The following is a 12,694-nucleotide window of genomic DNA, read 5'->3' as shown; positions in this document are numbered from 1 at the left end:
TGCTCGGGGCGATGAGTGGCAGGAATTTCACCATGTTAGTCATTTCTGCCACTTTCTGGGATGTCGGGCCGCTGGGAGGCTGGTCATCGGGCCGGCGGGGCCTGTCCCGGCGACGTTCTCATCCTCGACAGCTAGGCACATGATGATCACCGATATCGAAGAGACCTCCATCAGGGCGGCCCAGGTCCTGCGCGCGCTCGCGCTCGACGAGGGGCTCAAGTGGCGGGTGCCCGCGGACCCCGTGATCGGCCCCCTCGCCCGGCGGGTGGCCCGCCGCTTCGTGGCCGGGGAGACCCTCGCGGACGCGCTGGAGCGCGTGGCGGAGATCCTCGCGAACGGCCACCGCGCGAACGTCGAGTACATGGGAGAGAGCTGCCGTGACCCGGAGCGGGCCCTGGCGGAGACGGCCGTGTTCGTCGACGCCGCCCGGCTGCTCCCGCCCCGGTGCTCGGTCTCCCTCGACCTCTCGCACATCGGCCTCGCGATCGACGAGGAGCTCGCCCTCGGCAACGCCGTCCGCGTCGCGGAGGCGACCGCCGGCACCGGACGAGAAATGATCATTTCGGCGGAGGGCTCCGACCGCACCGACGCGGTCCTGTCGGTGCACCGCAGGCTGTGCGAGCGGTTCGACCACGTCGGGATCACCGTCCAGGCGAGGCTGCACCGTACCGATGACGACCTGCCGGGACTCCTCGCCCTGCCGGGCCGGATCCGCCTGGTCAAGGGCGCCTTCCTGGAGCCGGAGACCGTCGCCTACGCGCGTGAGGACCCCGCGCTGGCCGCCGCCTACCTGCGCCACGCCGGGTCGCTGGCCGATTCGGGACACCTGTGCTCGTTCGCGACCCACGACTGGGACCTGATCCACCGTGTCGACCGTCATCTCGGCGGGACCGGCCGTGCCGACGCGCCGTGGGAGTTCGAGACCCTCCTGGGCCTCGGTCCCGACCGCCTCGCCGCGATGGCCGAACGCGGCCACCCCACCCGCGAGTACGTCGTCTTCGGCACCGAGTGGTGGCTGTACGTGTGCAACCGGCTGGCCGAGGACCCGCGACGGCTGCTCCAGGCCCTCGTCGACGCCGCCACCCCCTAACGGGCGCTCGGCTCTCAGAGCTCCGAGACCGACGAGATCGACGAGATCGACGAGATCGGGGCGGCGGGCCGGGACCGGGGCGGGTGGTCAGTTGAGCGAGCGGTAGCGGCTCAGGATCGGTTCGGGCAGGTCGTGGGACCACAGCCAGCCCGCCTCCCTGGCGATCCTGACCGCCTCGACGCGCGTGCGGGCGTCGACCTTGTTGAGGATCCGGGCCAGGTAGTTGCGTACCGTGCCGCCGGACAGGCAGAGACGGTCGGCGATCTCTCCGACCGGCGCTCCCTCGGCCGCGGCCTCCAGGACCTCAAGCTCGCGCGCGGTGAGCGGGTTTCTCTTCGCGTTGAGGGCGGCGACGGCCAGTTCGGGGTCGACGACCCGCTCACCGGCGGCCACCCGGCGTACGCAGCCCGCGAGCTGGCCGGCCGGGGCGTCCTTGACGACGAAGCCGCGCGCTCCGGCGTCCAGCGCCCGGCGCAGCGCGGCCGGGGTCGCGAGCCCGGTCAGGATCACCGTCCCGCACTCGGGAAGTCTGCGGTGCACCTCCGCCGTCGCGGTGAGACCGTCGGTGCCCGGCAGGCCGATGTCGATGAGCGCGACGTCCGGCTGGTGGAGCAGGCAGGAGCGGACCACCTCGTCGCCGTGACCGACCTCGGCGACGACCTTGATGTCACTCTCCGTGGAGAGCAGGGCGACCATGGCCCCTCGGACGAGATGCATGTCCTCGGCGATCAGGACGCTGATCATGAATCGTCTCCCCCTTGCTACACCGCGCGCTCTCATCTGGCCCGGGGACACTACCCAAGGAAGTCGGGTGACTACCGCAAGTCCGAGTTAAACACGAAAGACAGGGTATTGAGCCGCGATTCGCGCAGGTCGGAGACTTCACCCCGCATCCAATGAGGGCAGGCGCCCGGCGGGCACCCTCACGAAAAGTGCCCGCGACCGGTGCGAGGCGACCGAATCGGCCGCCATCGTCGGTCGCGACGGCCCGCGCGGCCCTCTTCGCAGAGTGCTCGGCCTCGTGCTCGCCGGATGGCGGGGCCGAGTTTCGGGAAGGTGATTCCGACTGCGGTCGGTAACCGGGGTGATTCCGGCGAGTGCCATCGAATCGCTACAAGCTTGGCGGGCATCGTCAAACCACGACGCGCTTGTCGAATGCCATTAAATTCGGACAATCTTAATGAGAACTATCGAATAATGACGCGTTCGGCGAGCAACCTTGAAATGGGACGGATTTGGCTATAGCCGTCAAACCGGGGCGGCGGCCTCGTGGTGTTCCATCAGGACGTCGGTCAGCAGGTAACCGCCGCGTATCAGGTGGTGCAGCGGGCGGGCACGCAGTTCCCGGTAGTGACCGGCTATCCGGATCGCCGCCGCCATCGGGGTGGCGGCGCTCGTCCAGAGCGGCCTGTCCCGGTCCGCGGAGACCGGGACGATCCACCAGAAACGGCACGCGTCGTCCAGGCGGGCGACCAGGCCGTAGTAAACGGAGATGACGATCTTTCCAGACGGCAGGCGATGGACGTCCGCCGGGATGTTGTGAGATCGGGCCAGCAGGGCCGCCAGTTCACGGGCCCGGAGTTCGGCGGGAGGAGGCGCGAGGACTTCGGGGGTTCTGTGATCAACGGTCACGCTGGCGAGGGTAAAGATCTTTGGACGCCCGCCTCAACGATGTTGCGTGATGTTGCGTGTTCACTCCTCGCGAATCACCCCTTTTCCGGTGTCACTTCGCGCGGAACCCGCCGGCCGCGGCCCGCAGCATGTCGCGGGCCTCCTTCCCGTACACCGCGGCACCGCTCAGCGCCCGGAACGCCTTCTCGTACACGACCACGTCGCTCGGGGCCTTGTGCTGGATCTGGCCGGGCACGGTGTCGACGCGAACCCGGTTGGCGTCGTATATCCAGAAGTTCTCCGGCGGCATGAGCGGCGGCCTGATCGTCGCGGAGACGATGCCGAAGGACACGTTCGCGGTGCCGGAGGTCAGCTCCGCCAGCCGGTCGAGCTGTGCGGCCATCTGCTCGGGGCCGACCAGCGGCATGCGGAGCGCCTGCTCCCCGACGACGAACGCGAATCGCTTGCTCCCGTTGCGCAGGATCTCCTGCTGTTTCAGCCTCGCCGCGACCGCGGCCTCGATGTCGTCCGGGATGCCGCGGAAGTCGATGATGGCGCGCAGGTGGCCCCGGGCGTAGTCACCGGTCTGGAGCAGGCCGGGCACGGCCGAGTGCTGCCAGACGCGGAACTGGTGGGTCTTGTCGTACAGCGGCTGGAAGGAGCGCTGGACATGGCCGAGGCCGCTCTCCTCCAGGCGGCGCCAGTCGGTGTACATCGCGTCGATGTTCTGGGCGGCCGCGATGAGGTCGACCACCTGCTCGTCCGCGTCACAGGCCTCGCACCACGTACGGATGTCCGCCTGGTTGGGCATCTGGACCGCGTTCTCGATCTTGGAGATCTTGGTGTGGTCCAGGCCGGTCTTCGCCGCCAGCGCTCGCCCTGTCAGCCCGGCGTCGGCGCGGAGCGCCCTGAGCCTGGCGGCGAGAATGCCTTTGGCCTCGTCGATGCGTGCTGTGGAGGTCGCCATCTCCATCACCTTGTCACCGCGGGGGGTTGGTGCTCCGACAGTACGTCGGATGTTGCGATCTGTCTTAAATGTTGCGAATAGTTGCCGGGGAATCGTGGGCGCGCTCCCATCCCGTTCCCTATCGCCTTCCGGCCCGTTCACGCTCGGCGATCTCGCAGATGGGCCGGACCGACGGACCGAGCCGAAGGGCTCTGAGCCCGGCCGGGCAGGCCGATGACGGGCACAGGCCGGTCCGGGCGGCGAGCCAGGTCGACCGGCGAGGCGGCGGGCTGTGACCGCGTCCCCCGTTTACCCTGCCTACGTTTCCATGAATTGCGAACTTGCGCAATTGAGTACATGATGGTGCCGTCGGATGAGACCGAGATCAGAGGTGTGCCATGCACGGGTCTTTCGCCACCGCGGTCAGGGAACGGGCACGCCGCGCGGTCGCCGCGTTGGAGGCGGCCCGCCACGGCGATGACGTCGACGAGCTGATGCTGGCCGAAGCGGAGTGGGAGCACGTGACGCGCCTGGCTCGTACACACGGTGTGCCGATCGGCCCGGGTGGGACCGAGCCGGGCGAGAGGACCTCTCGGTGATGTCGGTTCCGCTGTACGAGGCCAAGGCGGAGCTGTTCCGGCTGCTGGGCCACCCGGTCCGGATCCGGGTGCTGGAGCTGCTGCAGGAGGGGCCGATGCCGGTGCGGGACCTGCTGGCCGCCATCGAGGTGGAACCGACGGGGTTGTCGCAGCATCTGGCCGTGTTACGCCGTTCGGGGGTGGTCACCGCACACCGCAACGGTTCCACCGTGGTCTACGCCTTGGCCGGCGGTGATGTGGCCGAGTTGCTGCGTGCGGCGCGCAAGCTGTTGACGCAGATGCTCGCCGGGCAGTACGAGCTGCTGAACGAACTGATCGAGACCGAGAACGGCACCTCGTGATCCCCTTGCTCTCCTCGGGCTGGACCCGCCTGCGCGGCGTGCTGCCCGAGGGCGGGGAACTGGCCGCGATGGGCCGCCGCCCCCGCCGCGACCTGCTGGCCGGACTCACGGTGGCGATCGTGGCGTTGCCGCTGGCCTTGGGGTTCGGCATCTCCTCGGGCATGGGCGCCGCGGCGGGTCTGGCCACCGCGGTGGTCGCCGGAGTACTGGCGGCGCTGTTCGGCGGTTCGAGCCTGCAGGTGTCCGGCCCGACCGGGGCGATGACGGTGGTGCTGGTGCCGATCATGCACGCTCACGGCGCCTCGGGTGTGCTGATGGTCGGCGTGCTGGCCGGGCTGCTGTTGATCGCGCTGGCACTGGGGCGCGCGGGCAGGTACATGACCCTGGTTCCGGCCCCCGTGGTGGAGGGCTTCACCATCGGCATCGCCTGCGTGATCGGCCTGCAGCAGGTCCCGGCCGCCCTGGGAGTGCAGACTCCTGACGGGGACAGGGTCCTCGCCGTGGCCTGGCACGCCGCACGGGACTTCCTCGCCCAGCCTCGGTGGTGGGCCCCGGCCATCGCCCTGACGGTGGCCGGGGTGATGCTGCTGGGGGCACGCCTCCGGCCCGCCGTGCCCTTCTCCCTGCTCGCCGTGGCCGTCGCCACCCTGCTGACCCAGCTGGCCGACCTGCCGGTGGCGCGCATCGGGGACCTGCCCGCCGGGTTGCCCGCTCCCTCGCTGGCCTTCATGGACGTGGGCGCGCTGAGTTCGCTGCTCGCCCCCGCGGTCGCGGTCGCGGCCCTGGCCGCGCTGGAGTCCCTGCTGTCGGCCGCCGTGGCCGACGGCATGAGCGTCAACCACAGGCACGACCCCGACCGGGAACTGTTCGGCCAGGGCCTGGCCAACCTCGTCGTCCCGCTGTTCGGCGGCGTACCGGCCACCGGTGCCATCGCCCGCACCGCGGTCAATGTCCGCTCCGGCGCCCAGTCACGGTTGGCCGCGCTGGCCCACGCGGGCATCCTGACCGTGATCGTGCTCATCGCCGCCGACCTGGTCGCCCGGATCCCGCTGGCCGCGCTTGCCGGTGTGCTGCTGGCCACCTCGGTACGAATGGTGGAGGTCGGCTCGGTCAAGGCTATGATCCGCTCCACTCGCGGCGACGCCGTCGTCCTGGGACTGACCGCGATCGCCACCCTGGCGCTCGACCTGGTCCAGGCCGTCATCCTCGGCCTGATCGTGGCCGGCGCGCTGGCGTTGCGCTCCATCGCACGCGACGTTCGCCTGGACGCGACGCCGATTCACCCCGACCTGCCGGGCGACCACAGCGAGCAGGAGCACGCCCTGCTCGCCGAGCACATCGTCGCCTACCGCCTGGACGGGCCGCTGTTCTTCGCCGCGGCCCACCGTTTCCTGCTGGAACTGTCCGAGGTCGCCGCCGTCTCCGTGGTGATCCTGCGCATGTCCCGCGTCACCACTATCGACGCCAGCGGCGCCCTGGTCCTCGGCGACGCCATGGAGCGGCTGCAACGCCGCGGCATCACCGTCTACGTCTCCGGCATCCGCCAGGGCCACCACCAGCCCCTGCACGCCCTCGGTGTCATCTCCCACCTTGACCAGGCCGGCCGCGTCTTCGCCACCACGCCCGAGGCCATCGAGGCCGCCCGCGATCGGCTCCGGCAGGCCGGAGTTCTGCCCGCACCCGCCACCACTCGCCCGACATCGGACCTGGGCGAGTCACGACCGTAGGAGGCCCGAGGGGACCGCCGACGGCGGCAGGCGGTGCGTGTTCAGCCGCGTCTCTCCGTGAGGCTCTTCTCGGCGGTCCGGGTCAGGATTGTCGGGCGCAAGCCTTACGGTAGGGCGCGTGCCAGAGACGAACCACGAGATCACGCTCGATTCGGCCCTCACCGAGGAGGCCGTGCTCTCGACCTACCGCCGCATGTTCGCGGCGCTCGCCCGCGACAGCGGCGCGGTGGTGGACGACCCGGCGCTGGTCGACATCGCCGAGACGCTGTTCGCGGCGTTCGCCGAGGCGGGCGAGGAGTGGCTGACCCACGAGCAGATGCGCCACGTCTGCCGGGCCTACCCGCTCGACCGGTTCGAGAACCGGCTCCGGGTCCTGCGTGGTCTCGGCGCGATCCGCGAGGTGTTCCCCAAGCCCAACCAGCTCCGCTACCGCGCGTCGTTCACCAGCGTGGTGGGGCTGATGTTCATCCGCCGGATGATGGACGACGGCGGCCAGTCGGAGATGCACCGCCTGCTCGCGCTCGAAGACCTCAACGTGGCCGACCCCCGCACGACGATGGAGGAGGCCCGCGTCAGCGCGCAGAACCTGTCGCGCGCCTTCCGGCTGTGGGCGCTGGAGCTGATCACGCTGACCGGCGGCACCATCGAGGAGCTGCGCGAGCAGGCGCCCAAGCTGTGGGGCACCGAGGAGATCGCCCGGCGGGCGCAGAGCCTGCACGCCACCATCCTCACCCGCTGGCCCGACCTCGACCGCACCTGCACCGAGCTGCGCGCCGCCATCTACTCCTACAGCGACGCCTCGCGCCGCGCCGCCGGGCGCCTGGCCGACTCCGCGGGCACGACGAGGAACCTGACGCTGCTCCCCGCCGAGACCTGGCGCACCTTCGCGCAGACCGCGAGCAGGGAGCGCCTGGCCTCGGTGCTCGACGGGTTCGTCTTCGACGCCCCCGCCCCCTGGCACGACCCGGCCGCGATCGTCAGGGCCGTGGACGAGAGCCCCCGCCCGGCACCCGCCCAGCCCACTCCCCCGCGCTCGGCCCTGCCCGACCCCGGCCCCGCCGACACCCGCGACCCCGGCACCGACGGGCTCGACCACCTGACCGCCGTGGCCGAGGCAGCGCTCGCCGGGCGTTCCACCGCTCGGCTGGAGGAGCTGCTCACCGCCGACGGCGAGTGGGTCTCCGCCCGCCGGCTGCTGGCCGACCTCGTCTCCGCCGACCTGCGTCCCGACTCCCCCTACCGCCTGCGCTGGTCCGACGGCCTCACCGCCGACCCCGGCGGCGAGCCCGCCTGGCTCTCCCACGGCCACCTCGAAAGGACCGGCGGTGTCGGCTGACCCGCGACACACGTCGGCCGCGACGGCCCCCGCGCACGAGCGCGCGGTGGCGGCGGGAGCGGCGGGAGCGAGGTACGAGCAGGCGACGGCGCACATCCGCGCCAGGGCGGGCGGTCCTCTCCCGCTCGGGGCCGGAGAGGCGGCTCCCGCCGGGATGGCACGGCTGGGGCGCGGCGACGGTACGGGCCTGGCGTTGCCGGTCTGGCCCGACGGGGCGACCCCGTCGCTCCTGGAGGAGTACCAGGTCGCGCCGGTGGCGGTGGAACGATCCGGGGAGACCCGGCGGGTGCTGGCCGCGGCGCTGCGGTGCTGCTGGACCGACCTGTCCGCCGACCCCTGGCCCGGCGGCGCGGCCACGGTGGACGACGTGCTGTCGACGTACCGGGCGCTGATCGGGCGCGGCGACGACCTCATGCGCAACTGGGCGGTCGGCGCGCTGCGCCGCCTGCACGACTCGGCCTGGCTGGAGGTCTCCGGCGGTCTCGTACGGCTCGGTCCCCGGTGCGCCTCCTGGCCCGCCGCGTCGCACGCCCAGTTGCGGGAGCTGATGCGCCGCCTGCCCGCCGGTGAGGAGGCCCCGGGCGGCCTGGAGGTGCTCCCGGTCGCCGAGGACGCCTCTGACGACGCGGAGGCGGGGGCCGGTGTCACGGTTCCCGAGGAGGTGGACGAGGATCTGCTCGGCCCGTTCGACGAGCGGCGCAGGGCGGAGGTCGTGGCGGCCTTCATGGCGGTGGAGCACGCGGCCGAGCCGGTGCACGAGGCCCGTTTCCCCGCGCTGCGCGACCCGGTGCTGCGCCGCGCGCTCGCCGAGATGCTGGAGCGCCGCGGCCGGGTCCTGGTCCACGACCGCGACACGTGGATCTCGGGCTACGCGGCCGAGACGCTCGCGGGAGGGGGTGCGCCCTCCGGACCGGGTCCGAGTCCGGGCTCGGGCTCGCCACCGGGGGCGGAGAGGGCCCCGGGGACGGGTGTGACCTCGGAAGCGGGCTCAGGAGTCGGCCCGGCAGTGGGTCCGGGAGTGGGTTCGGGAATCGGTCCGGGAGTGGGCGCTGGTGCGGCCTCGGGAGCGGGCTCGGCTCTGGGTGAGTCCGAGCGGGCGGTTCTGGTGCTCGTGCTGATCCACTCGGTGGCGATCCCGCGGGCCGACGGCCTGCTGCCCGCCGACAGCTGGCTCTCGCCGTTCCCGGCCCAGGTCGACGAGCTCCGGCGGCACACCAGGCTGCCGATCGGTGAGCTGGACGCCGCGTTGCGCGTCCTGCGCCACGCGGGGCTGGTGACCCAGGTGAAGGCGGGCGAGGAGGCCGGGGGCTACGTGCCGGGACCGCAGTTCCACCGGCTGACCCCGCAGGCCAGGCGCCGCCTGCAGGAGGAGCTGATCCTCGCGGCGGGCCCGCACACCCCGCTGGCGGCGGCCGTACGGGCCGGCCGGCGGTGAGCGGGCCGGGAAAGACCGCCCCTCGCGACGACAGGGCGCCGGAGACCCCGGCGGCCCGGGTGTCCCCGGCGCCGGGCGGCCGCGAGACGGCCGTCGCTCACGACGAGCCGAGCCCGGAGCCTCACGACAAGCCGAGCCCGGAGCCTCACGACGAACCGGCCCTTGGACGGGATGCCGGAGACCCGGCGCTCCAGGTGCCGGAAGCAGGACGGAAGAAAGGAACGACGGGGTTGACCGACCAGCGGAACCAGGCCGCGAAGAGCTCACGCGGGAGCCGAGCCAGGGCCACGGAGAACCGCACCGGCACGGCCGGGGCCGGGGCCGGGGCCGGGAAAGCCTCCCCGGCCAAGGTCATCGGAGCCGCCCGCAGCGGGAACGGCCGGGCGGAGAGCGCCCGGAGCGGGGCGACCAGGGGTTCCGAGACCGCCGAGGACCCGGGCGGGACGCAGGCGACCCTGGTCCCCGTGGAGGCGACCCGCCCCACCGCCCCGAACGAGAACGTGGTGGGCGACCGGGTGCTGATCGCCGTGCAACCGGTCAACATCTCCCGGCTCTCGACCCACCCGGTGCCGACCGTACCGGGCACGCTGATCGTGGTCGCGGGCGCGGGGCCGAAGGATTCCAACGGCGCGGGCAAGTCGTCGTTCATCGCGATGATCACCGCTCTGCTCGGAGACGAGCAGTGGCGTTTCGCCTCGGGGGCGAAATCCGTCGCGGAGCTGCTGTTCAACGCCGAGCTCGCCGCGGGCGGGGGCGGCCGGACGTGGGCGAGCGCCGACCACGGCTACATCGTCGGCGTCTTCGCGCCGGCCGACCCCGCGCACACCGGCTCCGTCCTCGCCGTCCCCGCCGTCCCCGCCATCCCCGCCGTCCCGGTGACCACCGGTGCCACGAGTACCTCCGCCGTGGACGGCGACCCCGCGGACGGCTCCTCGGACACCGGCTCCCCGAACCACGCGGCCCTGGACGACGCCTCCCTGGACGACGCGGTGACCGTGTGGTTGCGGGTCAACCAGGAGGCCCCGCACCTGGAGATCAGGTGGATCCCGGGGGTGCGCCTGGCGGCGGCGGCCTCGGAGGCGGAGCGGGTGGCGCGGGCCGACGAGCTGTGGGCGGCGCTGCCCCGCTCGGCGGGACGCCGCGACGTGGTGGCGCGCGACCTGACCAGGTTCCTGTACGGCGACCGCGTCAGGTGCGTGTCGTTCCTGTCGACCTCGGTACGGAGCAAGGTCGCCACCAACCTGCTCTCCCAGCCGCTCAACGAGATCTCCCCCGAACGGGTCTTCGAGGCGATCGCCGCGCTGACCGGCCTGGACGCCGAGCTCGACCAGGAGCGGGAGGCCCGCCGCGACGAGCACGCCAGGCGGGTGCGGGCGACGCGGGCCATGGAGCTGCTCCGGGAGTTCGAGGGCGAGTCCCGTACGCTCCTGGAGACCTTCGACAGGCGTGACCGGGCCCGGGTCCGGCTGGCCGACGCGTTGCGCTGCTGGCGGGGGCGGCTGGCGCGCAGGCTGGCCGACGCCGGGCAGCGGGACGAGGCGCTCGCGGCCGAGCTGGAGCGGGTCCGCGCGGCGGGCGACCGCGCCAAGGAGGCGATCGCCGAGGTCAGGGCCGAGATCGCCACGCTCAAGGACGACACCCTGGAGCGCGGGCTGGCCGAGGCCCGCAGGGAGCTGACCACCCTGCAGGCACGAGCGGCGAAGCTGGACGCCGACCGAGCGGTCGCGGAGAACTCGGTCGACGAGCTGCGCGGCTGGATCCCGGGCCTCGAGGAGCAGCGCCGCCTGGCCGACGGGCGCGACGTGGCGACGGCGGGCGCCGAGCTGGCCGAGGCCAGGACGCGGCTGAACGAGGCGCTGAAGGCGCTGGGCGTGGCCGACCGGGAGGCCGAGGGGGCGAAGGCCGCGCTGGACGACGCCGAGGGCGGCCCGGCGTCCGCCCAGCTCAACGCGCTCGCCGAGGCGGGTGTCGGGGCGACCGGCCTGCTCGACGCGATCGACGTCGCCGAGCAGGCGCGTGACGACGAGGCCGCGCCGGGCCGGAGTGGCCCGCTGGGATCTCGCGGGTGGCCGCACGAGCACGCGGTGATCGTCGACGCGGCCGACCTGGAGGCAGCGGCGCGGGCCCTGGGCGCGCTGCCCGGGTCGGTGCTGGTCAGCGCGGCGGGTGTCACCGTCGTGGGATCGTTCGAGGTCGCGGTCACCGGCAGGGAGGCCCGCATCAAGGCGGCCGAGCAGCGCCTGCACCGGGCTCGCGACACGCAGGAGAGCGCGGCGGCGGTCGTACGGGCCGCCGAGGACGCCGTGGCAGAGGCGGGCAGGAGGCTCGAGGGGGCGAAGGCGTCGGTGCAGCTGGCCGACATCGAGCGGCGGCTGGCCGAGCGGCGGGGCGCGCTCACCGGGCTGTCCGAGGCGCTGGCCGGGATCGGGCCGAAGGTGGACGAGGCCGAGCGCCGGGCGAGCGGCCTGGACTTCCGGGCCCGTACGAGAAACATGGAGATCGAGCGGCTGGAGGGCCGCAGGGCCCGGCACGAGTCCGACCGCGACCAGGCCGTGGAGCAGGCGGCGAGGATCACCGCCGACCGCGACGCGCTCGGGCTGGGCGCGCTGGCCGGCGACTGGGGCGGCACCGTCGACGGAGCCCGCGAGTGGCTGGGCGCCCTGGACGAGCAGGAGCGTCCGCTGACGTCCGAGGAGTGGTGGCGGGCCGCCGAGCGCCGCCTGGACGAGGCGCTGCGCGACACCTTCCCCGGCGAGGACGAGGAGATGCCCGAGGAGCTGCGCTTCCTGGTCAGGGAACGCACCGCGCCCGGCGCCGGGCGCACCGCCCGCGAGCAGGCGACGTTCCCCGGCGTGTGCTCGGCGCTCGCGTCCTACCTGCGCGGTCAGGAGGAGTACGAGCGGCACCGGCGCCGCCAGATCGAGACGCAGATCGTCACCCGGCAGCGCGACCTGACGGCCGCCGCCAGGGGCGCGGAGGAGGCCGCCCAGTCCACCGCCGTGCACCGGGCCGCGCTGACCGCCGCGATCAGGGCGCGGCTGACCCGGGTGGCCGAGGAGTTCGACAAGCTCGACACCTCCTACGGCGGTTACGGCGCGACGCTGGAGTTCCCCGTCCCGCCCGCGCCCGCCGACCCCGAGCAGCGCTGGGCGTGGCGGGTGACGCCCAAGTGGCGCCGGGGCGAGGGGCAGGGCTTCGTGCCGTACAACCGGCGGGCCAACACCGCGCTGATGGACGAGAAGGCGGTGAAGCTGGTCTGCGCGGCGGCGATCGCGTCCTCGGGCGGCGGGCACCTGTGCCTGGTCCTCGACGAGCTGGGCCGCAACCTCGGCAAGGAGCACCGCAGGGAGGCCGTGGCGCTGTTCCGCCGCATCGGCGAGACGTACGGGATCACGGTGATCGGCGCGCTCCAGGACGACATGGAGCCCTACGCCGTCGACGCCTGCGGGCAGTACGTCAAGCTGCGCCGCTCCTCCGACGCCATGCCCTACAACGAGCCGCCGGTCGTCATCGGCCACGACCTGCACGCCGGGCGGGTGCGCGCCCTGGCCTCCGCGGTGAGCCGGTGAGCCGACGAGTGTGCAGCCGTGAGCTGGGGACCACATCGGC

General features: G+C 72.9%; 10 protein-coding genes. 7 read left to right on the top strand and 3 right to left on the bottom strand.

The window, feature by feature from the left end:
• The first annotated feature begins 139 nt into the window (after window positions 1-139).
• Window positions 140-1,090, top strand: coding sequence for a proline dehydrogenase family protein (locus tag AC5L38_RS01930; RefSeq protein WP_495240982.1), 951 nt, complete (start codon window positions 140-142; stop codon window positions 1,088-1,090).
• 87 nt (window positions 1,091-1,177) lie between these two features.
• Here AC5L38_RS01930 and AC5L38_RS01925 read toward each other — a convergent pair whose 3' ends face one another.
• The 3 genes from AC5L38_RS01925 to AC5L38_RS01915 all read right to left on the bottom strand — a co-directional run bounded on the left by AC5L38_RS01925 (window position 1,178) and on the right by AC5L38_RS01915 (window position 3,668).
• Window positions 1,178-1,834, bottom strand: coding sequence for a response regulator transcription factor (locus tag AC5L38_RS01925; protein WP_495240981.1), 657 nt, complete (start codon window positions 1,832-1,834; stop codon window positions 1,178-1,180).
• Between the two features lie 504 nt (window positions 1,835-2,338).
• A complete protein-coding gene (locus AC5L38_RS01920) occupies window positions 2,339-2,722 on the bottom strand; it encodes a hypothetical protein (RefSeq protein WP_495240980.1) in 384 nt (127 codons plus the stop codon).
• A gap of 91 nt (window positions 2,723-2,813) precedes the next feature.
• Window positions 2,814-3,668 carry a helix-turn-helix domain-containing protein gene (locus tag AC5L38_RS01915; protein ID WP_495240979.1) on the bottom strand — a complete coding sequence of 285 codons (855 nt, stop codon included), beginning with the start codon at window positions 3,666-3,668 and terminating at the stop codon, window positions 2,814-2,816.
• A gap of 377 nt (window positions 3,669-4,045) precedes the next feature.
• Here AC5L38_RS01915 and AC5L38_RS01910 point away from each other — a divergent pair, with 377 nt between their 5' ends.
• The 6 genes from AC5L38_RS01910 (at window position 4,046) to AC5L38_RS01885 (ending at window position 12,654) form a co-directional block, all read left to right on the top strand.
• Window positions 4,046-4,246, top strand: a complete 201-nt coding sequence (locus tag AC5L38_RS01910) for a hypothetical protein (RefSeq protein ID WP_495240978.1) — start codon at window positions 4,046-4,048, stop codon at window positions 4,244-4,246.
• On the top strand, window positions 4,246-4,587 hold the full coding sequence (locus AC5L38_RS01905; RefSeq protein ID WP_495240977.1) for an ArsR/SmtB family transcription factor: 342 nt from the start codon (window positions 4,246-4,248) through the stop codon (window positions 4,585-4,587). Before AC5L38_RS01910 ends, AC5L38_RS01905 begins: the two co-directional genes overlap by 1 nt.
• 68 nt (window positions 4,588-4,655) lie before the next feature.
• The gene (locus AC5L38_RS01900; protein ID WP_495241533.1) at window positions 4,656-6,314 is read left to right on the top strand and encodes a SulP family inorganic anion transporter; all 1,659 of its coding nucleotides are present in this window, start codon (window positions 4,656-4,658) and stop codon (window positions 6,312-6,314) included.
• Window positions 6,315-6,432: 118 nt separating this feature from the next.
• Window positions 6,433-7,650 (top strand): hypothetical protein, encoded by a 1,218-nt coding sequence (locus AC5L38_RS01895; RefSeq protein ID WP_495240976.1) that lies wholly within the window; start codon window positions 6,433-6,435, stop codon window positions 7,648-7,650.
• Window positions 7,640-9,085 carry a hypothetical protein gene (locus tag AC5L38_RS01890; RefSeq protein ID WP_495240975.1) on the top strand — a complete coding sequence of 482 codons (1,446 nt, stop codon included), beginning with the start codon at window positions 7,640-7,642 and terminating at the stop codon, window positions 9,083-9,085. Before AC5L38_RS01895 ends, AC5L38_RS01890 begins: the two co-directional genes overlap by 11 nt.
• 230 nt (window positions 9,086-9,315) lie before the next feature.
• On the top strand, window positions 9,316-12,654 hold the full coding sequence (locus tag AC5L38_RS01885; RefSeq protein ID WP_495240974.1) for a coiled-coil domain-containing protein: 3,339 nt from the start codon (window positions 9,316-9,318) through the stop codon (window positions 12,652-12,654).
• The last annotated feature ends 40 nt before the right edge of the window (window positions 12,655-12,694 follow it).

It is taken from the genome of Streptosporangium nanhuense, assembly GCF_059358815.1.
The sequence above is the reverse complement of the archived record's forward strand: the minus strand, read 5'-3'. Positions and strand labels throughout refer to the sequence as shown.